A 21,975-nucleotide genomic window follows, 5' to 3' on the forward strand; every position below is an offset into this window, starting at 1 on the left:
TAGCAAAATGCCCCATAAAAAAACCGACCTCTAGGGGTCGGTTTTTAGCTGACGCATGTGCTATCCCTTAGGGATGACAGACGTTATGTAGCTCTAAGTTAGTGCCGATATCCTTGATGCGATTGGCCTTGGCATCGTCATTACGCAGCTGGGTCAGGTGATCCAGATAGGCCTGATCCACGTCGTTGGTAATATAGTTACCGTCGAATACCGAAGTCTCGAAACGTTTGATATCTGGGTTCTCCTGACGTACGGCTTCAATAAGATCTTGCAGGTCCTGGAAGATGATGCCATCGGCACCAATCAGCTTGTTGATCTCTTCCGCGTCGCGACCGTGGGCAATCAACTCACTCGAGGTTGGCATGTCGATACCATAGACGTTAGGGAAACGGATCTCAGGGGCCGCCGAGGCGAAGTAAACCTTCTTGGCACCGGCTTCGCGGGCCATCTCGATGATCTGCTCAGAGGTAGTACCGCGCACGATAGAGTCATCCACCAGCAGCACATTCTTGCCCTTAAACTCAGCGTTGATGGCGTTTAGCTTGCGGCGAACCGACTTCTTACGCTCCTGCTGACCCGGCATGATGAAGGTACGGCCGATGTAACGGTTCTTCACGAAGCCCTGACGGTATGGCAGGTCCAGGTTACGGGCGATCTCTAGGGCGATATCGCATGAGGTTTCAGGGATTGGGATCACCACGTCGATATCGTGATCTTCCCACTCTTTCTTAATCTTCTCACCCAACATGGTACCCATGTTGACGCGGCTGCCGTAGACAGACACCTTGTCGATGGTGGAGTCTGGGCGGGCGAAGTAAACGTATTCGAAGATACAAGGTGAATAGCTTGGCGACTGGGCACACTGACGGGTATAGAGCTGACCATCTAACGAGATATAGATGGCTTCGCCTGGAGCGACATCACGTACCGTCTCGAAGCCTACGGCATCAAGGGCCACGCTCTCAGAGGCCACCATATATTCGGTGCCCTGCTCTGTCTCGTTCTTACCCAGTACCAGTGGACGGATGCCGTAAGGGTCACGAAACGCCACCAGACCCTGGCCGATGATCATCGCCGCCACGGCGTAGGCGCCGCGTGTCAGCTCGTGTACCTTAGTGACCGCCTCAAACACCTCGTCGGCAGTGAGGTACTGGCTCTTGGTGTGTTGCAGCTCGTCGGCCAACAGGTTAAGCAGGACTTCAGAATCTGAGGTGGTGTTAACGTGACGACGTTGCTTCACCAGACGCTCGTGCAGCTCGACCGTGTTGGTCAGGTTGCCGTTGTGCGCCAGAGAGATCCCGAAAGGAGAGTTAACATAGAAAGGTTGCGCCTCAGACGCGCTCGAGCTACCCGCAGTTGGGTAACGCACGTGACCTATGCCGGCGGTGCCCTGCAGGCGCTGCATATGCTTAGGTTCAAATACGTCTTTTACCAGACCATTGGCCTTACGCAATCTAAACGCATTGCCATCAACGGTGACAATGCCCGCGGCGTCTTGGCCACGATGCTGTAGCACTGTGAGTGCATCATAGATTGTCTGATTAACCGATGTTCGGCCAACTATTCCGACGATACCACACATGGGTAGGTTTCCTCATTTTAAGATGTTCTGATAATTATTATCTGCGGCCATGACCTGAGGTTAAGGCACGCCTATGCTTACGCATTCTTATATTTTAGGTACAAAGCTTGAGGTGTTTTCCACGTAGTCAAAGAACCACTGGATAACCACTCCGAATTCGGGAACCAGTTGCGAGCTGGCCCACCAGTCTGTCTTGGGCGCCCCGGTAAAGGCGTCCAGGAAAAAGAGTATCGCGCTAACGATGAGTGCACCGCGCAGGGCACCAAAACAGAGGCCCAACACCCTGTCTGTGCCAGACAGGCCTGTCTTGACCACAAGTTGGCCGATAAGGTAATTGACTAAGGCGCCGAGAATAAGGGTCGAGATGAACAGGATGGCGATGGCGATACCGTTACGCACCATTTCATCTTGCATCTGGGTAAGGTAGACGGCGAGATCTTCATAAAATTGACTCGCCACGAAGAAGGCGGCAAACCAGACCACGAGTGACATGGCTTCCTTAACGAAACCACGAAGCAGACTAATTAAAGTCGAGATTGCGATGACCGCAATAATGGCATAATCGATCCAAACCATTGAATAAGGTGATCCAGCATTAGCATTAAGACGGCGGGATTTTACCAGAGACTGAAGACATTCTCACCCCCTAGCTGATTTAAAAGTGATTTAGTTTATCCGCAATTACGGACACTGAGTTCTGACTTGAGGCTATTTTCACCCTGTAGCGCAGACAAAAACGCCCAGGACAAAGCCTGGGCGTTTGGAAGTGATAACGGCAAATCAGAGCTGTGAGTTAGAGCAGCGGATTATAGTCGACCACCGCGGACTTAAGGCCGGTAAACTTATCCAGCTTGGTCTGCAGCTTCTGTAGCTTGCTCTTGGAGATATCCGGGCCGACAAACACCTTAGTCAGCTGACCATCCACCGGCTTTTGCGGCACCGTATAGGCACGGTAGCCCTCGCCTCGCAGACGTTTAACCAGGGCGTTCACATTCTCGGCATTCTTAAAGCTACCCAGTTGCAGGGTATAGGCTGAGCTTGCGACCTCAACCTTAGATTCAGTTGCCTTAGCTTGCGTGACTTTCGCTGGGGTTTGCTTAGCTTCACTGGTTTTAGCTTCACTGATTTTAGGCTCGCTGGTTTTAGCTACGTTGGCATTAGAGGTGTCCGTTTTCGCCGCGCTTGTCTTATCATCCGCGTCACCATTCGCCCCCTGCTGCTCGGCTGAAGTTTGGCTCGCGCTATCATTCTGGGCGTTCACCTGGCTGTCGAACTGAGCCTGCTGCTCACTCAGGTCAATGGCCGTAATACTCTCCTGCTCATCGAGGCGGGACTCGGCCTGGGGCCGCAGTGGGATCTCGGCAAACTGCTCTTCCTGATGCTGCTTCTTACCATCTAAGATATCAGGCAAAAAGATCACCCCCAGGGCCACCAAGACTATGATGCCCACCAGACGGTTTTGAAACTGGCTCGATACCTTCTCTTGTTTGACTTCTACTTCATCCACCTGCATTTAACTTAGGTCCAATTGCTTAAACTCTGCCACAGTGTAAAAGGAGCCAAACACAATTACCACATCAGATTGGCCAATCTCTGGCTTTAACGCCTGGTATGCCTGCTCAACCGAGGCAAACCCATAGGCAGCTTTATCGCCAGTCAGATAGCTGAGCAAGTCCTGCGCTTTGGCGCTGCGCTCACAGTTAAGATCCGTCAAATACCAGGCGTGGATTTGATCCTCGAGCAGGCCGAGCACGGCGCGGCAATCCTTATCTTTTAACATGCCGCACAGGGCGAAGATACGCTTCCCCTTGTAAGCCTCGAGCCGCTGGGCCAGATAGGCCGCCGCATGGGGGTTATGGGCCACATCTAAGATGATCTTAGGCTGCTCGCTGACCACCTCCAGACGACCGGTTAACTTAGCCCCGCTTAGCCCGGCAGCGATAGATGTGCGAGCCGCTTCTGTCACAAACTGTTCTGCCAGCAATAGCTGCACCACAGCCAGGGCGGTTGCCGCATTAGCCAAGGGTAAGGTTGGCAGTGGCAAGCCAGACAATGAAAATTGGGGCACAGACGATTGAGGCATATCACCTAGCTCAAAACACCAGTCAGTCTCGCTCGCTTGATAACTAAATTCGTGATTCACCCGCACCATCTTGGCGCCGATAGACTCGGCGTATTCAACAACGCTTACCGGCAAATCTGGGTCGCCAATCACCGCGGGACGGCCCGCGCGCATGATCCCCGCCTTCTCGCGGCCCACCAACTCCCGGGTATCGCCCAGGTATTCCTGATGGTCGATATCGATGGCGGTGATCACCGCGATATCGGCATCGATAATGTTGGTGGCATCCAGGCGTCCACCCAGCCCCACCTCGAGTAAGACGAGATCCAGCTTCGCCTGCTTAAACAGGTAGAGTCCGGCCAGGGTGGCATATTCGAAAAAGGTCAGCGAGGTGTCGCCGCGCGCGGCATCTATGGCACAAAACGCCTCGATAAGCGCCTCATCGCTGGCATCTACCCCATCGATGCGTACCCGCTCGTTATATTTGAGCATGTGAGGCGAGCTGTAGACTCCGACGCGCTGGCCGGCTTCTCTCATGATGGCTTCTATCATGGCGCAGGTAGTTCCCTTGCCATTGGTACCGGCGACGGTCACCACCTTGGTGCCCTCGAGGCTGTCCAGCCCCATGACCTTGGCGACGGCCGCGACGCGGCCAAGACCCATATCTATCTCTGTGGGATGAATTGCCATCAGGTGATTCAGCCAGTCATTGAGGCCGGATTGTGCGTTGGGTACAGGCGTCATATCAGAATCTTTCTAACTCTCTGTTATTCAGTGTCGTTGTTGTTCAGGATCTTGATTATTTAGGTTTAGTCGAGCATAAACAGTGGCCCCAGGGCCAGTTTAGGCAGGGCATAGTGCTCGGGATAGGTCACATCCACCAAGTAGAGACCGTTAGGTTTGGCGGTCGCCGCCGCCTGAGTGCGATCCTTCAGCGCCAGCAGCTCCTTAATCCAGCTCACGGGTTGGCGACCATAACCCACCTCGAGCAGGGAGCCGACTATATTACGCACCATGTGATGCAAGAAGGCGTTGGCCTTGATGTCGACACAGATATACATGCCCTGGCGGGTCACATTGACCTCGTGAACACAGCGAAACGGGGTGTTTGACTGGCACTGGATGGCGCGGAAGCTGGTAAAGTCCTGCTCACCCAGCAGATACTGGGCCGCCTCATGCATCTTGCTCTCATCTATCTGCCCCGGATAGTGGCTCACGCCAGAGCGGAGAATGCCGGGTCTGAACTGATGGTTATAGATCATGTAGCGATAACGGCGGGCGGTGGCGGTAAAACGGGCGTGGAACTCGTCATCCACATCCTTGGCCCAGCGCACGGCGATATCATCCGGCAGGTTAACATTGACCCCTAGGGTCCAGGCACTCTCTTTACGTACGGCATTGGTCTCGAAATGCACCACCTGCCCCGTAGCATGAACACCTGCATCGGTACGTCCGGCGCACTGAATCGAAATAGGTTCGTTGGCAACGAAAGATAGGGCTCTCTCGAGCTGGGCTTGTACCGAATCTACCTCGGCCTGACGTTGCCAGCCAAAATAACGGCTGCCATCATATTCGATACCTAATGCTACGCGCATGAAATACCTGTCCTCATGTTTAATTACTCACGTTTAAATAAATCTGTTCGCTAGGCGGCGGATTCTAGCACAAGCTAGGTGTTAACTGGATAGTAAATGGCGCGTTAACTGGATAGTTAAGTAAAGAGTTAAGTAGAGAGTTAAGTAGAGAGTCAACCACCCCGATAGTTAACGACCTGGCTCGCCGCCATAAAAAAACGGCGCCTAAGCACCGTTCTTCAAATCGCTTCTCTGATTTAGAGCTCGTCAGGATTAGAGCTCGTCTAGCAGCTTCTTGGCTTCCTGCTGCTGACGCTCGTTGCCGTCCAGCTCGACCTCTTTAAGCAGCGCCTTGGCGCTGTCCATGTCGTCGATCTCGATATAGGCGCGGGCCAGATCCAACTTGGCGTTGACAGCATTCTCTTCATCGTCCACATCAACCATGGCGGCATTGCCCATCAGGCTATCGAGCTCTCCCATGTCGACATCCAGCTCCTTGTACTTATCGACATCGAGCTGCTCCTCGTCCGCCTCATTGAGCAGTCTGTCGATATCGATAAAGCCGTTGTCTTGCTGGAAGGCGGTCAGGTCGTGCTCAGGCACGGCTCTGGCGGGACGCTTCTTCTCCGCCGCATCAAGAGCAGCCAAGGCCTGATCTACGGTCAGATTATCATCATCGTCCAGCTGCAGCGATATAGCATCGTCATCGTCCTCAACCGGCGTCTCTTGGGCGCTTGGCGCGTCGCTGGTCAAGGCTGATTCCCACTCCAGCATATTATCGCTGCTACGCTTGTTCCCCTTGAGATCACCGAAGAAACCCGATTCACCCTTTTCGACCTTAGGCTCTTCAGCCTCTTCGACCGATTCGAGATCGGCGAGCAGCGCGTCGAGATCCACCTCGCCATCATCTTCGGCCTTAATCTCTTCCTCAGCTTCTGCCTCTGCAGCCGGCTTATCTTCACCCAGGTCGAACTCGAGCGGCGCGTGACCAGCCGGCTTGCTCTCTTGCTGGCTATCTTGCTGAGAGCCTGCTTCCTGCTCTGCGGCTAACTCGGCTGCAACGTCAAGTTCTGGCGCTGTCTCCTCAGGTGCAGTCTCCTCAGCTTCATCCTCGGCGAACTCAAGATCGGCGACTTCGGCTTCTGGCTCGCTTGTCGGCGCAGCAGGTTCGAACTCGGCCAGTAAGGCATCGAGATCCGCCTCTTCAACCTCATCGTTTTCCTCCTCAAGCTCGGCGGCGATCTGACGCGCAATCTCATCATCCTCGCTATCGGACGCTTGGGCTGCCGGCTCGGCATCGAATCCGGCCAGCAAAGCGTCGAGATCTGTCTCATCGACGTCGCCCTCATCACCTTTGGCCTCGAACGCCTCCTCAAGCTCCTGGGCGATCTCATCGGCCAAGGTTTCCTCGGACGCTGCTGTCGCTTCAGGCTCGGCGGCTTCTTCTGGCTTAATCTCTTCTAAGCTAGTCTCTTCTGCGCGAGTCTCTTCTTCTACGCTAGTCTCTTCGGTCACAGTTTCTGCCGGCAGGTCAAACTCCGCCAGCAGCGCATCTAAGTCTTCCTCTTTAGCATCTTCGCTTGGCGTCTCTTGCTCAAATTCGGCCAGCAGTTCATCGAGATCTGTCTCTGTGGTCGCCTCTTCTTCAAAAGTTGGCGCCTCGAAGGCTGTTTCTTCGAGGCTCTTCTCTTCGACATGCGTCTCTTCGATTGGCGCTTCTTGCGGGGCATCCAGTTCGGCAAGCAGGCTATCGAGATCATCTTCCTGAGTTGTCTTGGCTTCTTCCTGCTCCTGCTCACCCATGGCTTCGGCCCAGAGATCGTCCAGCGATTGACCTTCATCCTCAATCGGTGACATCACCTGCTCATCACCCGCATCCACTACCATCTCGGCAGCTTCTTGGGGCAGCTCATCACTCAGATCCGCCTCAGGCTTAAGCTGAGTCTCATCGACCTTCATCAAGGAATCCAGCGAATCGGCCTCATCATCTGTATCCAGATGCACAGCCATCATCTCTTCACTATCTTCAGGCGCTGGCGCGACTGGCTTGTCGTCCATCGGCGGCGTTACGGGCGCGCTCGACTCGACCGCCTCGCTCTTATTGTTACGGCGCTTGATGAACAGCCATACCAATACCAACAACAATAGCGCCGGAATGGCCGCAAACAGACCGAGATAGAGCGGATTGTCCATCATAGTGCGCCAGCTGTCGTCCACCTCTTTAGGCTTGGCCGGTTGGGTCGCGGCGGCCAGCTGCTGACGAAGCTGCTCGACTTCGCTGTTTAGCTGCGCCTTCTGCTCCTTTTGAACCAGCAGCGCCTCTTCCAGCTCGGCGATGCGGCTGCTTTGTTCGTCTATCTTAGCCTGCAGCATCTCGCTGTCGTTGTTGCCCAGGTTCAACTTATCCTGAGCCCTGGCCAGCTCGTCGGTGAGCGACAGGTTCTTGGCCTGCTCGGCCTCGAGCTTGGCGGTTAACGCCTCGATCTGCTTCTGCTGCTCGGCGCTAGGCTTATCTGTCTGAACCAACTCTGGCTGACTAGCTTCTGACGCCTGAGCCTGTTTAGTCGTTGTCGTTACCGGCTTAGGCTTAGCTGCCGTCTGTGGCTTCTGACGCCAACCTTTATCGTTACTCTCTGCCTGCTGTTTGGCCAGGCTCTTAGGAATAGCCAGCATCACCTCTTTAGATGGGATCAGCAGGATCATCCCCTTCTCTAGGCTATTGTAGTTGTCGCTGGTAAAAGCATGAGGATTGGCTTCATAAATCGCTGCCATCACCTGATAGATGGTCACACTCGCATCGGGACGGGTTTTCTGCGCAATACTCCAGAAGGTATCGGATGCCGTGGTCGGCCCGTATTGGCGCAGGGTCTGGCGACTTTCGCCATCTGGGCCGGTAATATTGAGAGGTTCTGCGGCAGATAAAAGACCCGAAGTCGACGAGAGAACAAGCAGAGCGCTGGCTAGCAAACCAGCAAGATGCGATGTGCGAAAGTTCATCAATTCTTCCCTTTCAAGCGATGATGGACTGCCATTTGGCAGTGTGCTTTAGGCAATTGTATTTATTGAGGTTACTATAAACCAGTTTTAGATGGCCTGCTACTGTTCACATTTCAAAAACAAGTGATCACACAAAAAAAGCCTGCAAACTGCAGGCTTTTTCTCCACTTATGCGCTACTTCGCCCGTCAGGGCTAGGGATCAGTAGTAGTCTCTGACCAAGACTTCGGCGATCTGCACGCTGTTGAGCGCCGCGCCTTTTCTAATGTTATCAGACACAACCCAGAGGTTGATGCCGTTAGGGTGAGAGATATCTTCGCGCACGCGGCCAACGTATACAGGATCGGTTCCCGCCGCTTCGGTCACTGCCGTTGGATACTCTTCGTTAGACTCGAACAGCTCAACACCCGGCGCATCACGCAACACGGCCTTAACATCCTCTGCGCTCACCGGCTGCACGGTTTCGATATGCACAGCTTCAGAGTGACCATAGAATACCGGCACTCGTACCGCAGTTGGGTTAACCACTATCTGGTCATCACCGAAGATCTTCTGGGTTTCCCATACCATCTTCATCTCTTCTTTGGTGTAGCCGTTGTCCATAAACTTATCGATCTGTGGCAACACGTTAAAGGCGATCTGCTTTGGATAGGCCTTAGGATCTACCGGCAGCCCCTGGAGCAGCTTGGCGCACTGATTAGCCAGCTCTTCGATGGCCTGCTTGCCCGAGCCAGATACCGACTGGTAGGTCGCCACATTGATACGTGAGATCCCGTAAGCATCATAGATAGGCTTAAGGGCAACCAGCATCTGGATAGTCGAACAGTTTGGGTTGGCGATGATGTTGCGATTACGGAAATCGGCGATCGCCTGTGGGTTCACCTCGGGAACGACCAGAGGGATATCGATGTCGTAACGGAAGTGCGAGGTGTTATCGATCACCACACAACCGTGTTCGGCGGCGATAGGTGCCCACTTGGCCGACACGTCACCGCCCGCCGAGAAGAAACCTATCTGCGCCTGAGACCAATCGAAGGTCTCCACATCCAAAATTTCGACCTGTTTACCATGGAAAGTTACCGTGTCGCCCGCACTACGACTACTGGCCAGAGGATACAAGTTGGCAACGGGAAAGTTGCGCTCTTCGAGGATCTCAATCATTGTTTGACCCACGGCTCCCGATGCACCTAAAACGACGACGTTAAATTCCTGCGACATAATTACAGACCGACTCCTGAAAAACCTAATTCGAGCAACCAATCTACATCAGAACCCGCGGTATTGGCTAGCATTAACGCGCTAAATTCACGTCGATGCTTATGATTTTTTCTCATCAGGTCGAAGCCTTTGTCATTTTGAAAGCGCTGGCGAAACAGTTCGTCGTCATCACGCAGGTCATAGACCAGGCGCACCAGGCTGAGCAAGGCCTTTTCATCGGGCAGAGACAAGGGCGACAACTGATGACTCCAGAGCGGTGGCAGCAGGCTGGCAAGTGACTTGTCCACCGCCCTGCCCAGCTGCGCCATCAAGGCCTGATACAGCATAAAGGTGCCGCGGGCCTTGCCCTCCAGGCTATAGCCGGCTATGTGAGGGGTGGCTATCTCAACCAGTGGCACCAACTCAGGCATTGGCAGCGGCTCACTCTCCCATACATCAAGCACCAGCTTGAGATCGCTGCGCTGCTGTTTCACCTCGATAAGCGCACGGTTATCGATCACCTCACCGCGACAGCAGTTCAGCAGCCAGGTATCTTCGGCAAGTGTGTTAAGACGCTCCTTATCAAACAGATAGTGGGTGGGATGCTCGCCATCTCGAGTCAGGGGCACATGCAAAGAGATCACGTCGCAGCGCTCGATAAGCGTATCTAACGAGACAAACTCTCGCTCATCGCCCGCCTCTTCGAGCAAGGGATCGTTAAGCAGGGTCTTCACCCCATAGGCCTGCAGACACTTTTGCAGCGCCGTGCCCGTGTTACCTGCGCCGACTATGCCGACCGTCTTGCCCTTGAGTGGACTGTGAAAGCGCCTGGCCAGCTCCAGCATGGCATTGAAGGCGTATTCGCCGACGGCCACAGCGTTACAGCCCGGCGCATTGGTGCAGAAGATGCCGCGCTGCTTAAGATAGTCCAAGTCCAGATGATCCATGCCTATGGTGGCGCTACCCACGAAGGAGAGCCTGTCGCAGCCATCCAGTAGGCTCTTATTCACCTTAGTGACAGAACGCACCAGCAGCACATCGGCATCTTTTACCTGAGCCTGGGTCAGGGTGCGGCCATCGACCATCACCACCTCACCAAGATCGGCAAACAGGGCTTCGACATAGGGCATGTTTTCATCGGCTACAATTTTCATCGACTTCTCTTCACAGTTTACTTGGGGCTACTTTATCGTATTATTTCGCCGTACTATTTTGCCGCACTATTTTTTTGCAGTAAATTTCGGGCACAAAAAAGGAGCCCTAAGGCTCCTTTTCGAGTGTTTTGCATCGGACTCGGATTAACGAGTACGTGGGCAAAGTTCTTCAGCGCTGAAGAAGTAAGCGATTTCACGCTCTGCAGAAGCAACGGCGTCAGAACCGTGAACGGCGTTCTCGTCGATGCTGTCAGCGAAATCAGCACGCAGAGTGCCACGAGCCGCTTCAGCTGGGTTAGTTGCACCCATGATTTCACGGTTAGCCAGAACAGCGTTTTCGCCTTCCAGTACTTGAACCATGATAGGACCAGAAGTCATGAACTCAACCAGTGCGCCGAAGAAAGGACGCTCGCTGTGCTCGGCGTAGAAGCCTTCAGCTTGTTCTTTGCTTAGGTGAACCATTTTAGAAGCGATGATTTTCAGGCCAGCGGTTTCAAAACGGTTGTAGATAGCACCGATGTGGTTTTTAGCAACGGCATCAGGCTTGATGATAGAAAAAGTACGTTCGATAGCCATGTCTAGCTTCCTTCATTAAACAGGTTTTTAAAAATTCGCGCGGATTATACGAAATTAAATCCGAAAAACCTACCTTTATAGCGAGATGAATGAGACATTCATCAAACCGTCATCTAGGCTGGCGCGATCCGGCTAGCAAACTGGCATGTGCAAATCGAATCCAGCTAGTAAGCAAGCGAGACTTTAAACCTCGATACAGGCTCAGTACTCGTTGATCCAGCAGGCCTGAATCGCCTCCAGGATCCGCTCGTTGCAATGGTTGGGGTCATCGTCAAACTCATCCAGGTCCAGGATCCATTCCCGCAGATCGGTAAAGCGGATCTTGGTGGGATCCACATCGGGATGAGCCTCGAGCAGACTGAGCGCCACATCGAGAGAATCTATCCATTTCATTGTCTTACCTCTATCGCAAATACTTATCCCTTAAGTTTAGCCCCTAGAAAATTGGCAGGATCAAAAAAGCCGGTCTGATAGACCGGCTTTCTTTGAAATTGCTAATACGTTAAGCAGGCTTAGCCTTCGCTCACCATGTTGATGGTGTATTTAGGGATCTCTACCACCAGATCGCTGTCAGGCACCTTAGACTGGCACGACAGACGGCTCTCAGGCTCCAGGCCCCAAGCTTTATCCAGCATGTCATCTTCCAGCTCATCGCTCTCTTCGAGCTCATCGAAGCCTTCACGAATGATCACATGACAAGTGGTACAGGCACAGGATTTCTCACAAGCGTGCTCTATGGTGATGCCGTTACGCAGCGCCACATCCAGCACTGTCTCGCCCACCTGGGCCTCGACTACCGCGCCGTCCGGGCATAACTCTTCATGGGGTAAAAAAACTATCTGAGGCATATTGTTACCTATATATTGTCAACCGACTGGCCCTTGAGCGCCAATCGAATGGAATTATCCATACGTTTCGCGGCAAAGTCCTGGCTGGCATCGTCCAGCGCAGCAATTGCCTTCTCGATGGCGTCAGTATCCGACTGGCTCGCCACCTGTGCCAAATTGGCCATGCCCGCCTGGATGGTCGCCGCTTCCGCTTCGTCCAGCAGATCGCCATCTTTGGCCAGCGCCGCCGACAGGGACTCTAATACCCTGGCCGCTTCTACCTGCTGCTCCGCTAACATGCGGCGCTCGATATCCTCTTTGGCATGGGCCATCGAATCTTTGAGCATGGTGCCGATCTCTTCGTCGGTCAGCCCGAAGGAAGGCTTCACCTGAATGCTGGCCTGCACGCCAGAGGACTTCTCCATGGCAGTCACGCTGAGCAAGCCATCGGCATCGACCTGGAAGGTGACGCGAATATGCGCCGCGCCGGCTGCCATAGGCGGAATGCCCTTGAGGGTAAAGCGTGCCAAGGAGCGGCAATCGGCCACGAGTTCACGCTCGCCCTGCACCACATGAAACGCCATGGCCGTCTGACCATCCTTAAAGGTGGTGAACTCCTGGGCGCGGGCGACCGGAATCGTGGTGTTACGTGACACCACCTTCTCCACCAGGCCACCCATGGTTTCGATACCCAGCGACAGCGGGATAACATCCAGCAGTAGCAGATCCGATTCTGGCTTGTTACCCACCAGGATATCGGCCTGAATCGCGGCGCCGATGGCGACCACACGGTCAGGATCGATTGAGGTCAGCGGCGCCTTACCGAAGAAGCCTTCGACACGCTCACGTACCAGAGGCACGCGGGTCGAACCGCCCACCATAACGGTTTCCAGCACTTCATCGTTGCTGATCCCCGCATCGCGCAGTGCGCGGCGACAGCTGGCGATGGTCTTCTTCACCAGAGATTCGATCAAAGCATCAAATTGCGTCTTATCGACTACTTGTTCATGTACTGTGCCCTGTTCAAGGGTCAGACTCGCAGTCACGCTGGCCTGTTCGGTCAGGGCCTCTTTCACGCGGCGACTCTCGATTAAGAGTGCGCGGCGCTCACTGGCAGTGAGGCTGCTGAGTTGCCAGCTACTCTGCAGATGTTCGGCCAGGGCGTGGTCGAAGTCATCACCACCCAGCGCCGAGTCGCCGCCGGTCGCCAGAACCTCAAACACACCTTTATTCAGGCGCAGAATCGAGATATCGAAGGTACCACCACCCAGGTCATAGATGGCAATCACCCCTTCCTGGCCCGAGTCCAGACCATAGGCGATGGCGGCCGCCGTCGGCTCGTTGAGCAGACGCAGCACCTTGACACCAAGCAGATTTGCCGCCTCTTTGGTGCCCTGACGCTGGGCGTCATCGAAATAGGCCGGCACTGTGATCACCACGCCTTCTAAAGCACCACCAAGGGTCTTCTCTGCGCGATCAACTAGTGGCCTTAGGATGTCGGCAGAGATCTGAATGGGATTAAATTGCCCCGCCTGAGTATTGAACAGTGGCAGGCCATTTTCGCTGGCAGAGAAATGGTAAGGTAGCGAGGCATCCTTGGCCTGAATATCACTCAGGCTGCGGCCCATGAAACGCTTCACCGAGACCACGGTATTGAGTGGGTCCTGGGCGGAGAAACGCTCGGCATCCACGCCAACCTGCACTCCGTCTTCGCTGTAACGCACAACGGAGGCCAGGGCATGACGACCAGATTCGTCGGCCAGGGTATCGGCTACGCCACTGCGCACGGCCGCCACCAGTGAGTTGGTCGTACCTAAGTCAATGCCCACCGCCAGCCTGTGCTGGTGCGGCGCGGCGCTCTGTCCGGGTTCAGCGATCTGCAAAAGTGCCATATCTTTCCAACTTAAAAAAATAAAGGCTCAGTCGACCGCAATCGACGACAGAGCCATAAAAAACATTCGCGCTTAAAAGAGAGCGTCTTCGGCTCGCTCGAGTTCCGCCTGTAACTTATCCATAAACTTGAGTTTACGCACCAGGTCGGCGGCCTGCTCCAGGACTGAAGCCTGGTCACTGCCTATCTTTTGCGCGAGCTGCGCCGTGATGTCGCTGCGATACTCGCCAAAGGATTGATGCAGGTGCTCGATAGCCTCGTCGGGATCGTCACTGTCGGCAATCTCCTCCAGCGCCTCGCGCCACTCCATCTGCTGCATTAAAAACATTGTGTCTTTAACCGTGGTGGATTCGTGGCTGAGGTCGATTCCCTTGAGGCTGAGCATGTGCTCGGCGCGCGAGATGGGATGTTTCAGGGTGTTATAACCATCGTTGACCTGGGCGGTGTGCTGCACCGCCAGGCGCTTGTCCTGCTCGCTGGCATTAGCAAACTTGTCTGGGTGCACCGCACGCTGCAGTTCGCGATACCGCTCTGAAAGCACAGCGGTATCTAGCTCAAACGATGGCGATAAACTAAACAACTCAAAATAGTTCATGTATCTCGATTCGCTCTAAACGGTGAAGCTCTCGCCGCAACCACACTCCCCTTTCGCATTGGGGTTGTTGAACTGGAAGCCCTCGTTAAGTCCCTCTTTGACGAAATCTAACTCGATCCCCTGTAGGTAGATGAAGCTCTTGGCATCGATGATGATTTTCACCCCATCGATCTCATAAACTTCATCGTCGTCGTTGAGTTCGTCGACGAACTCCAGCACGTATGCCATGCCGGAGCAGCCGGACGTCTTCAGTCCCAAACGTAATCCGATACCTTTACCGCGGTTGGCCAAGAAGCTTCTTACTCGATCGGCCGCCGCCGGTGTCATCGTTATTGCCATTATTACTCCGACTATTACTTTTCGTGCTTAGCCTTATACTCGTCTAACGCTGCCTTGATGGCGTCTTCAGCCAAGATTGAGCAATGAATTTTCACAGGCGGTAGGGCAAGCTCTTCAGCAATATCCGTATTTTTAATCGCTTGCGCTTCTTCAATCGTCTTGCCCTTCACCCACTCGGTGACCAGAGAGCTAGACGCGATAGCGCTACCACAGCCGTAAGTCTTGAACTTGGCATCTTCGATGATACCGTTGTCGTCGATCTTCAGCTGAAGCTTCATAACGTCACCACAGGCAGGCGCACCTACCATACCGGTCACCACTGAAGGGTCGTTCTTGTCGAATGAACCTACGTTACGCGGGTTCTCATAATGATCTATTACTTTTTCACTGTAAGCCATGATTCTGCTCCAATCTCTATTCGTTTATCGGTCGGATTAATGGTGTGCCCACTGCACTGTTGACAGGTCAACACCATCTTTAAACATCTCCCACAATGGAGACATCTCTCTCAACTGACCGATAGACTTGGTAATGGTCTCGATCGCATGGTCAATCTCCTCTTCAGTCGTGAAACGACCGATAGAGAAACGGATTGAGCTGTGCGCCATTTCATCGTCTAATCCTAATGCACGAAGCACATAGCTAGGCTCTAAACTTGCTGAGGTACAGGCAGAACCAGAAGAGACCGCCAGATCTTTCAGCGCCATCATCAAAGACTCACCTTCGACGAAGTTAAAGCTGACGTTCAGGCTGCCGCAGTATCTTTGCTCTGCATCACCGTTGATATAGGTTTCTTCGATATGCTTGATGCCGTCCCACAGTCTGTCGCGCAGACGACGGATACGGGCGTTATCGCTTTCCATGTCGGCCTTGGCAATCGCCGCCGCTTCACCCATGCCCACAATTTGGTGAGTCGCCAGGGTACCACTGCGCATGCCGCGCTCGTGTCCACCACCGTGCATGGTCGCTTCCAGACGAATACGTGGCTTACGACGGACATACAGGGCGCCAATGCCTTTAGGGCCGTACATCTTGTGCGCCGAAATTGACATGAGGTCAACCTTGCTCTGTTGCAGGTCGATAGGTAGCTTGCCGGCACTCTGAGCCGCATCCACGTGGAAGATCACCTTCTTGGCACGGCATAGCTCGCCGATGGCGTCGATATCATGGATCACGCCTATCTCGTTGTTAACATGCATCAGGCTGAGCAGTATGGTGTCTTCACGCATCGCCGCTTCGAGCTTCTCGATAGGGATGATGCCGTTTGACTCTGGCTCAAGGTAGGTCACCTCGAAGCCTTCACGCTCAAGCTGACGACAGGTGTCCAGCACGGCCTTATGTTCTGTCTTGCTGGTGATGATGTGCTTGCCTTTCTTATGATAAAAATGCGCAACACCCTTGATAGCCAGGTTGTCAGACTCGGTAGCACCCGAGGTGAAGACGATCTCGCGTGGATCGGCGTTGATCAGCTCGGCGACCTGGTTACGGGCGATATCCACCGCCTCTTCGGCTTGCCAGCCGTAACGGTGAGAACGTGAAGCGGGGTTACCAAAAATCCCGTCCATCGTCATGTATTGCATCATTTTCTCTGCCACGCGCGGATCGACCGGCGTCGTAGCAGCGTAATCTAAATAAATAGGAAGCTTCATCTCACACTCCGTACTGAGTAGTCATGGCGCGACCACTTAACCACGTACATATAGTAATAATTAATAACAAAGTTAACTTACAGGGTTACCCTTTGTTCCTGTTGCATCTTGTCTTGCTTGATTGAGATAAATTGCACATCTCGCTTGTTCATCAGACCCGCAAGGCTAATGCCATTTAAAAAATCTGAAATCTGTTTGCTCAAATCGCCCCAGAGCGAATGGGTTAAACATCGTGTGCCGCTCTGACAATTTCCCAAACCTTGACAACGTGTGGCGTCGACCGACTCATCTACCGCCCTAACCACCATGCCCACGGAAATATCGCTGGCGTCGAAACCGAGACGATAACCGCCACCGGGTCCTCTGACGCTGGAGACTAAACCATGCTTACGTAATTTCGCGAAGAGTTGTTCAAGATAGGAAAGGGAGATTCCCTGACGCTCGGAGATGTCAGCTAATGGGACCGGGCCAGAAGTAGAATGCATTGCAACGTCTAACATTGCCGTTACCGCATACCGACCTTTTGAAGTTAGTTTCATAGCTACCACTGCTCTCTAAAATGCTTGGGTCAATTCAACCATACTTGACTGTTTTAGTCAAGTATAAAACCTAGCAGATTAGTCAGGTATTAAGGACGTTATCGGAAACAGGAAATACCCTGCTTCATTGCTGGGGTATTTAACCTGTTTCAAGGCAAAGATTCAACGCTCAGAGGGCAATAAATCTCACTCTTTATTAAATAATGGGATCAAACTCATCTATCGCCTGCTGGCGCTTCTCGGCCGCGGCCTGCTCGGCGTCGCTAAATTCACCCACTTCAAGCTCGGGAAGGCGCTCGGTACAGACGCTGCCGCCCATGCTCTGCACGGCCTGACACACCTCTTGTACCTTAGAGTCCATCAGGTGCATATGATCCAGCATCTTGCCGATGGCATTGGCCACAGGGTCCGGATTATCGGGCGATACCGCGTAGGCATCGAAGCCATATTTCTTGGCCATCTCGGTGCGGCGCTGAACATGCTCCTTGGCCTCTTCGCTGGGTCTGGCCACCTCACGGGCGGGGATCCCCACCACAGTAGTATCTTTGGGTACCTCTTTGACCACCACAGAGTTAGAGCCGACACGGGCTCCATCATGCATGGTGATCGGCCCCAAGATCTTGGCGCCGGCGCCCACCACCACATTGTTGCCCAGGGTCGGGTGACGCTTGCCCGCCTGCCAGGTCGTTCCCCCCAGGGTCACGCCATGATAAAGGGTACAATCGTTGCCTATCTCGGCGGTCTCGCCTATCACCACGCCCATGCCGTGGTCGATAAAGAAACGGTCGCCAATGGTGGCACCAGGATGGATCTCCACCCCGGTCAGCCAACGGGAGAAAGTTGAGATCATGCGCGCGGTGAGACACCACTTGGCCTTCCAAAGCTTATGGCTGACACGGTGGATCCAAATCGCCTGCATACCAGGGTAGTTGAGCAGGATCTCTAGGGTACCGTTTGCCGCCGGGTCTCTGTGATAGATGGAGGCTATGTCATCTTTAATTCTGGAAATCACGCCCATGGCTCTATTCTTCCTTCGTTGACTGTGCGTCTTGTGTGGCCTGCTGTGCCAATTCAACCTTCTTATCCACCGAGGTCAGGATACCGCGGAGGATATTCATCTCCTGACTCTCGATTCTCGCCCGGCTAAAGAGGCGTCTAAGCTTAGTCATCACCTGCCCCGGATGTTGCTTGATGATAAACCCAGTCGACAGCAGGGTCTTCTCCAGATGAACGAAGAAGTTTTCCTGCTCCTTGGCCAGGGGATACGCCTGCTCTTCTACCGTCTCGGGATCCATGGCGAGGTGCGCCACGCGCGCCTCATAACAGATGATCTGCACCGCCTGGGCCAGGTTCAGCGAGGTGTACTCAGGATTGGCCGGTATGGTCACATGATAGTTGCACTTTTGCAGTTCGTCGTTGCTCAAACCGTTACTCTCGCGGCCAAAGACGATGGCTACTGGGCCGTTAACGGCGGCGCCGGCGAGTTTCTCACCTGCCTGACGGGGATCCAACATGGGCCAGTCCAAGGTGCGGCTTCGGGCACTGGTGGCGATCACCAGACTGCAATCTGCGATGGCATCTTCAAGACAATCGACAGTCACCGCATGTTTGAGGATATCCGACGCCCCGGCGGCAAGGGCCACAGACTGGCCATCGGGTGCCACCTTGGGCTCGGCAAGATAAAGCGTGGAAAGGCCCATGGTTTTCATGGCACGGGCGGTTGAACCTATATTACCTGGATGAGTGGTTCCTACGAGAACGACACGAATATTGCTAAGCATGAAACAAGTTTGATTTCTTTCTATAGAACAGTGGATTGATGGTACCACAGCGCAAGGGGATCCCTTAATATAAAAATCTATATTTGATATAACGGTTGAAAAGCGTATAATACGCGCCGATTATTTATATCTGTTCTTTAACATCCAGGGGATTGTAATGCATCCGATGCAGACTATCGCCGTGCGCGCCGCTCGCGCCGCCGGCCAAACAATTATGCGTGCCTATACCGAACTCGACCGTGTAGAAGTTAGCGCAAAAGGTATCAATGACTACGTGACTAACGTAGATAAAGAAGCTGAAGCTGCCATTACATATCAAATCCGCAAGTCGTACCCGGACCACACCATAGTGGGTGAAGAAAATGGTGAGAACAAGGGTCAAAACAGCGACTACATGTGGATTGTCGATCCTCTGGATGGCACTAACAACTTTGTTAGAGGCATCCCTCATTTCGCGGTATCTATCGCCGTACAACACAAAGGCAAGACAGAAGTTGCCGTCGTCTACGATCCTGTTCGTGACGAGCTGTTCACCGCCGTGCGCGGTAAAGGCGCCAAGCTAAACGATTTCCGTATTCGCGTAAGCAAGGCGAGCGATCTCGATGAGGCCATCGTGGGTACAGGTTTCCCCTTCAAGGCGAAGCAACACACTGAAACTTACATGAAACTTTTTGCTTCTACCTTTAGCCAATGTGCCGATCTGCGCCGTGCAGGTTCAGCCGCCCTGGATCTGGCTTATGTAGCAGCGGGTCGTATGGACGCCTTCTTCGAGATCGGTCTCAAGCCTTGGGATATCGCTGCTGGCGACCTGATCGTCCGTGAAGCCGGCGGTACCGTCACCGACTTTACCGGTAACCATGGCTACATGGGTTCAGGCAACATCATCGCTGGTAGCCCTAAGGCGACTGTTGCCATGGTGAAGAGCTTCCGCCCTCTGCTGAGCGATGCCCTTAAGCGTTAATCCCCGGATTAAATAGCATCGCACGCTAAAGACCGCCTTCATGGCGGTTTTTTTATGTCTGAATTTTAAGGCATCTGTTAATCGATTTTGTTTATGTCTTCGAGTAGCGCTTTTCTCTATGTCTGTCCTACGTTCAACTGTTAGTTGCAGTCAGCTTTCCTCAAGAGTTCGCCTTGTTAAAAGCCGCCACGCGAAATTGCTGTCCCAGACGAAGAAGCCGCCTTCATTCAAAGCCGGTGCACGGAATCAATCCTGGTTAATTAAAAGCGAGCAGCGCTTATTTACATGTATATAAATTGCACCTTATAATATCCGACATATTTACTCGGATATATAATGAGACGCGTATGCTTAACATAGACGAACCCGCCCATCTCCAACCCAAACTCGCCCTGCTACGTTTGGGATTTCGTCCCTTCTTCCTGTTTGGCGCCCTATTCAGCCTGGTGGCACTGGCGCTGTGGGGCAGCTTCCTCACCGGTCGTCTCGGCTTCACGCCCCATGGTAATCCGCTATGGTGGCACGGCCATGAGATGTTATTCGGCTTCGTGATGGCGATTGTCGCCGGCTTCCTGTTAACCGCCTCGCAGACCTGGACCGGCCAGAAGAGCATCAAGGGCTGGCCGCTCGGCGCCCTCTTCCTGCTATGGCTGGCGCCGCGCATCTTGCTGGCGAACAATCAATGGGGCACATTTGAGGTGGTCGCCATGCTGGATCTGCTGTTCGCTCCGGCGGCCGCGCTGGTACTGGCGAGACAGGTGATCGCCGTCAAACAGTGGCGCAACTTTGCCTTCATCCCCATCCTGCTGTTGCTGACGGTTGCCAACGCCCTGAGTTACTACGGCGTCAGCAGCCAAAACAGTCTGCTGGTGTCCCATGCGTTTCATGGCGCCACCATCTTGATGGTGACCATAGTGGCCCTCATCGGCGGTCGGGTGATCCCCTTCTTCACCGACAGAGCCACACAGTGGCAGCGACTGGACAACATCTCCTGGCTGGAAAAGCTCACCTTCGTCAGCCTGATGGCACTCTTTATCGCCATGCTTATCGGTCAGTCTCTTGCAATAATGCTCTGCGCCGCCGTGGCCGGGATCACCCTACTGGTGCGCTGGTCCCGCTGGGGCGTGCAGTCTACCTTTGGCGCGCCACTGCTCTGGTCACTACATCTGAGTTATCTCTGTATTCCTGTGGGTCTACTGCTTATCGCTGTGGGCGCCAGCGTCTCCGCCGGTCTGCATGCCATGACGGTGGGGGGACTCGGCGGCATGATCCTGGCGATGATGGCGAGGGTCTCGTTAGGTCACACGGGTCGTAACCTCTTGCCACCTAAGGTGATGACGGGCGCTTTTGCGCTGATCCTCATCTCAACCATCACCCGGGTCTTGGCCAGCCTGTTCCCGACGCAGTTTATGCTCTGGCTGACTATAGCGCTGGTCACCTGGGTTTTCGCCTTCGGCACTTTCGTTATCTGCTATGCCCCTATTTTGCTCACGCCAAGGGTAGATGGCAGACCGGGCTAGGCCCTAACAGAGGCTAAAGCGTCAGATTGTGAAAAGCATCACACCCAGACGCTGGCGTAGCGCTCAATACTTGTTACCATCTATAAAAACACTATTGAGCGCTATTTATGGGAAAACTCTACACGCAATATGGCTCTAAAAGCCTCAAAGCAATAGAACATTTTGTTTTAATTATCATCGCCATCGCCACCATAGTCGCCATAGGGCAAGAGATAGCGCACATCATCAAGATGGGAGAGGTGGCGCTGGCGGATCTGCTGCTACTCTTCATCTATCTCGAGGTGCTGGCCATGGTGGCCAACTACGCCGAGTCCGGTAAGTTGCCGGTGCGGATGCCGCTCTATATCGCCATCGTCGCCCTGGCTCGTTATCTGATTCTCGATATGAAGGGAATGGAAGACTGGCGCATTCTGGCGATCTCAGTATCTACCCTGGTACTCGCCAGCACGGTTATCGTGATCCGCTGGGGTCAGCTAAAACTCCCCTATCCGCGCAAAGAGGACGACCACTAGCCTGTTTATGAGCCTGTGAGCTCTAGGCAGGCAATGGCCAGCAAGTTATGGGGCGGTAAGCTATTAAGACGGTAAGCGCCGCCCCTCTTATCACAAAATGCCTGACTCGGCCGACACAGCAACAAGCCAAGCGTCACTGCGCACCTATTCACTCCTCATCGCTCCTCACTAGCCAATTTACACCATCAGCTCGCCCGCAAATAACTAACCGTTATTCATG

Annotated in this window: 22 protein-coding genes; 3 read left to right on the forward strand and 19 right to left on the reverse strand. The window is 53.7% G+C overall.

What is annotated here, in order from left to right; translation table 11 throughout:
- Positions 1 to 67 precede the first annotated feature (67 nt).
- The 19 genes from purF to trmJ form a co-directional block, all read right to left on the reverse strand.
- Positions 68 to 1,582 (reverse strand): amidophosphoribosyltransferase, encoded by a 1,515-nt coding sequence (purF, locus tag K0J45_RS11745; RefSeq protein ID WP_220042699.1) that lies wholly within the window; start codon positions 1,580 to 1,582, stop codon positions 68 to 70.
- An 87-nt stretch (positions 1,583 to 1,669) separates the two neighbouring features.
- Entirely contained in the window at positions 1,670 to 2,158 is a 489-nt protein-coding gene (locus tag K0J45_RS11750) for a CvpA family protein (RefSeq protein WP_011866100.1), read from the reverse strand.
- Between the two features lie 217 nt (positions 2,159 to 2,375).
- Entirely contained in the window at positions 2,376 to 3,095 is a 720-nt protein-coding gene (gene dedD / locus K0J45_RS11755; protein ID WP_220042700.1) for a cell division protein DedD, read from the reverse strand.
- Positions 3,096 to 4,388 (reverse strand): bifunctional tetrahydrofolate synthase/dihydrofolate synthase, encoded by a 1,293-nt coding sequence (gene folC, locus K0J45_RS11760; RefSeq protein WP_220042701.1) that lies wholly within the window; start codon positions 4,386 to 4,388, stop codon positions 3,096 to 3,098.
- A gap of 65 nt (positions 4,389 to 4,453) precedes the next feature.
- Complete coding sequence (gene truA, locus K0J45_RS11765) at positions 4,454 to 5,239, reverse strand: tRNA pseudouridine(38-40) synthase TruA (protein ID WP_220042702.1); 786 nt, start codon at positions 5,237 to 5,239, stop codon at positions 4,454 to 4,456.
- Positions 5,240 to 5,491: 252 nt separating this feature from the next.
- Positions 5,492 to 8,215 (reverse strand): FimV/HubP family polar landmark protein, encoded by a 2,724-nt coding sequence (locus K0J45_RS11770; RefSeq protein ID WP_220042703.1) that lies wholly within the window; start codon positions 8,213 to 8,215, stop codon positions 5,492 to 5,494.
- Between the two features lie 200 nt (positions 8,216 to 8,415).
- Positions 8,416 to 9,432 (reverse strand): aspartate-semialdehyde dehydrogenase, encoded by a 1,017-nt coding sequence (locus tag K0J45_RS11775; RefSeq protein ID WP_220042704.1) that lies wholly within the window; start codon positions 9,430 to 9,432, stop codon positions 8,416 to 8,418.
- A 2-nt stretch (positions 9,433 to 9,434) separates the two neighbouring features.
- Complete coding sequence (locus tag K0J45_RS11780) at positions 9,435 to 10,565, reverse strand: 4-phosphoerythronate dehydrogenase (RefSeq protein ID WP_220042705.1); 1,131 nt, start codon at positions 10,563 to 10,565, stop codon at positions 9,435 to 9,437.
- A 144-nt stretch (positions 10,566 to 10,709) separates the two neighbouring features.
- Positions 10,710 to 11,141 (reverse strand): nucleoside-diphosphate kinase, encoded by a 432-nt coding sequence (gene ndk, locus K0J45_RS11785; protein WP_011866107.1) that lies wholly within the window; start codon positions 11,139 to 11,141, stop codon positions 10,710 to 10,712.
- 201 nt (positions 11,142 to 11,342) lie between these two features.
- Positions 11,343 to 11,534: a Fe-S cluster assembly protein IscX gene (gene iscX / locus K0J45_RS11790; RefSeq protein ID WP_220042706.1), complete on the reverse strand. Its 192-nt coding sequence runs from the start codon at positions 11,532 to 11,534 to the stop codon at positions 11,343 to 11,345.
- Positions 11,535 to 11,653: 119 nt separating this feature from the next.
- Positions 11,654 to 11,989, reverse strand: coding sequence for an ISC system 2Fe-2S type ferredoxin (gene fdx / locus K0J45_RS11795; protein ID WP_011866109.1), 336 nt, complete (start codon positions 11,987 to 11,989; stop codon positions 11,654 to 11,656).
- An 8-nt stretch (positions 11,990 to 11,997) separates the two neighbouring features.
- A complete protein-coding gene (gene hscA / locus K0J45_RS11800) occupies positions 11,998 to 13,860 on the reverse strand; it encodes a Fe-S protein assembly chaperone HscA (RefSeq protein ID WP_220042707.1) in 1,863 nt (620 codons plus the stop codon).
- A gap of 72 nt (positions 13,861 to 13,932) precedes the next feature.
- Positions 13,933 to 14,454: a co-chaperone HscB gene (gene hscB, locus K0J45_RS11805; RefSeq protein WP_220042708.1), complete on the reverse strand. Its 522-nt coding sequence runs from the start codon at positions 14,452 to 14,454 to the stop codon at positions 13,933 to 13,935.
- Between the two features lie 15 nt (positions 14,455 to 14,469).
- Positions 14,470 to 14,793: an iron-sulfur cluster assembly protein IscA gene (gene iscA / locus K0J45_RS11810; RefSeq protein ID WP_011866112.1), complete on the reverse strand. Its 324-nt coding sequence runs from the start codon at positions 14,791 to 14,793 to the stop codon at positions 14,470 to 14,472.
- Positions 14,794 to 14,807: 14 nt separating this feature from the next.
- Entirely contained in the window at positions 14,808 to 15,191 is a 384-nt protein-coding gene (gene iscU, locus K0J45_RS11815; protein WP_011866113.1) for a Fe-S cluster assembly scaffold IscU, read from the reverse strand.
- A gap of 36 nt (positions 15,192 to 15,227) precedes the next feature.
- Positions 15,228 to 16,442 carry an IscS subfamily cysteine desulfurase gene (locus K0J45_RS11820; RefSeq protein ID WP_220042709.1) on the reverse strand — a complete coding sequence of 405 codons (1,215 nt, stop codon included), beginning with the start codon at positions 16,440 to 16,442 and terminating at the stop codon, positions 15,228 to 15,230.
- A gap of 77 nt (positions 16,443 to 16,519) precedes the next feature.
- On the reverse strand, positions 16,520 to 16,981 hold the full coding sequence (gene iscR / locus K0J45_RS11825; protein WP_011866115.1) for a Fe-S cluster assembly transcriptional regulator IscR: 462 nt from the start codon (positions 16,979 to 16,981) through the stop codon (positions 16,520 to 16,522).
- Between the two features lie 196 nt (positions 16,982 to 17,177).
- Positions 17,178 to 17,999, reverse strand: coding sequence for a serine O-acetyltransferase (cysE, locus tag K0J45_RS11830; RefSeq protein ID WP_011866116.1), 822 nt, complete (start codon positions 17,997 to 17,999; stop codon positions 17,178 to 17,180).
- 4 nt (positions 18,000 to 18,003) lie between these two features.
- A complete protein-coding gene (gene trmJ / locus K0J45_RS11835) occupies positions 18,004 to 18,762 on the reverse strand; it encodes a tRNA (cytosine(32)/uridine(32)-2'-O)-methyltransferase TrmJ (RefSeq protein ID WP_011866117.1) in 759 nt (252 codons plus the stop codon).
- Between the two features lie 157 nt (positions 18,763 to 18,919).
- On the opposite strand from trmJ, the gene suhB reads away from it, so the two are divergent.
- The 3 genes from suhB (at position 18,920) to K0J45_RS11850 (ending at position 21,755) form a co-directional block, all read left to right on the forward strand.
- Positions 18,920 to 19,723, forward strand: a complete 804-nt coding sequence (gene suhB / locus K0J45_RS11840) for an inositol-1-monophosphatase (RefSeq protein WP_011866118.1) — start codon at positions 18,920 to 18,922, stop codon at positions 19,721 to 19,723.
- Positions 19,724 to 20,070: 347 nt separating this feature from the next.
- Positions 20,071 to 21,243: an NnrS family protein gene (locus K0J45_RS11845; RefSeq protein WP_220042710.1), complete on the forward strand. Its 1,173-nt coding sequence runs from the start codon at positions 20,071 to 20,073 to the stop codon at positions 21,241 to 21,243.
- 107 nt (positions 21,244 to 21,350) lie between these two features.
- Positions 21,351 to 21,755 (forward strand): phosphate-starvation-inducible protein PsiE, encoded by a 405-nt coding sequence (locus K0J45_RS11850; protein WP_011866120.1) that lies wholly within the window; start codon positions 21,351 to 21,353, stop codon positions 21,753 to 21,755.
- Positions 21,756 to 21,975 lie beyond the last annotated feature (220 nt).

The organism is Shewanella alkalitolerans (assembly GCF_019457575.1).
Classification (GTDB): domain Bacteria; phylum Pseudomonadota; class Gammaproteobacteria; order Enterobacterales; family Shewanellaceae; genus Shewanella; species Shewanella loihica.

What these genes read in the sequence shown, in the direction of transcription:
- purF (WP_220042699.1), bottom strand. Translation starts at nt 1,582, where the DNA reads ATGTGTGGTATCGTCGGAATAGTTGGCCGAACATCGGTTAATCAGACA.
- K0J45_RS11750 (WP_011866100.1), bottom strand. Translation starts at nt 2,158, where the DNA reads ATGGTTTGGATCGATTATGCCATTATTGCGGTCATCGCAATCTCGACT.
- dedD (WP_220042700.1), bottom strand. Translation starts at nt 3,095, where the DNA reads ATGCAGGTGGATGAAGTAGAAGTCAAACAAGAGAAGGTATCGAGCCAG.
- folC (WP_220042701.1), bottom strand. Translation starts at nt 4,388, where the DNA reads ATGACGCCTGTACCCAACGCACAATCCGGCCTCAATGACTGGCTGAAT.
- truA (WP_220042702.1), bottom strand. Translation starts at nt 5,239, where the DNA reads ATGCGCGTAGCATTAGGTATCGAATATGATGGCAGCCGTTATTTTGGC.
- K0J45_RS11770 (WP_220042703.1), bottom strand. Translation starts at nt 8,215, where the DNA reads ATGAACTTTCGCACATCGCATCTTGCTGGTTTGCTAGCCAGCGCTCTG.
- K0J45_RS11775 (WP_220042704.1), bottom strand. Translation starts at nt 9,432, where the DNA reads ATGTCGCAGGAATTTAACGTCGTCGTTTTAGGTGCATCGGGAGCCGTG.
- K0J45_RS11780 (WP_220042705.1), bottom strand. Translation starts at nt 10,565, where the DNA reads ATGAAAATTGTAGCCGATGAAAACATGCCCTATGTCGAAGCCCTGTTT.
- ndk (WP_011866107.1), bottom strand. Translation starts at nt 11,141, where the DNA reads ATGGCTATCGAACGTACTTTTTCTATCATCAAGCCTGATGCCGTTGCT.
- iscX (WP_220042706.1), bottom strand. Translation starts at nt 11,534, where the DNA reads ATGAAATGGATAGATTCTCTCGATGTGGCGCTCAGTCTGCTCGAGGCT.
- fdx (WP_011866109.1), bottom strand. Translation starts at nt 11,989, where the DNA reads ATGCCTCAGATAGTTTTTTTACCCCATGAAGAGTTATGCCCGGACGGC.
- hscA (WP_220042707.1), bottom strand. Translation starts at nt 13,860, where the DNA reads ATGGCACTTTTGCAGATCGCTGAACCCGGACAGAGCGCCGCGCCGCAC.
- hscB (WP_220042708.1), bottom strand. Translation starts at nt 14,454, where the DNA reads ATGAACTATTTTGAGTTGTTTAGTTTATCGCCATCGTTTGAGCTAGAT.
- iscA (WP_011866112.1), bottom strand. Translation starts at nt 14,793, where the DNA reads ATGGCAATAACGATGACACCGGCGGCGGCCGATCGAGTAAGAAGCTTC.
- iscU (WP_011866113.1), bottom strand. Translation starts at nt 15,191, where the DNA reads ATGGCTTACAGTGAAAAAGTAATAGATCATTATGAGAACCCGCGTAAC.
- K0J45_RS11820 (WP_220042709.1), bottom strand. Translation starts at nt 16,442, where the DNA reads ATGAAGCTTCCTATTTATTTAGATTACGCTGCTACGACGCCGGTCGAT.
- iscR (WP_011866115.1), bottom strand. Translation starts at nt 16,981, where the DNA reads ATGAAACTAACTTCAAAAGGTCGGTATGCGGTAACGGCAATGTTAGAC.
- cysE (WP_011866116.1), bottom strand. Translation starts at nt 17,999, where the DNA reads ATGGGCGTGATTTCCAGAATTAAAGATGACATAGCCTCCATCTATCAC.
- trmJ (WP_011866117.1), bottom strand. Translation starts at nt 18,762, where the DNA reads ATGCTTAGCAATATTCGTGTCGTTCTCGTAGGAACCACTCATCCAGGT.
- suhB (WP_011866118.1), top strand. Translation starts at nt 18,920, where the DNA reads ATGCATCCGATGCAGACTATCGCCGTGCGCGCCGCTCGCGCCGCCGGC.
- K0J45_RS11845 (WP_220042710.1), top strand. Translation starts at nt 20,071, where the DNA reads ATGCTTAACATAGACGAACCCGCCCATCTCCAACCCAAACTCGCCCTG.
- K0J45_RS11850 (WP_011866120.1), top strand. Translation starts at nt 21,351, where the DNA reads ATGGGAAAACTCTACACGCAATATGGCTCTAAAAGCCTCAAAGCAATA.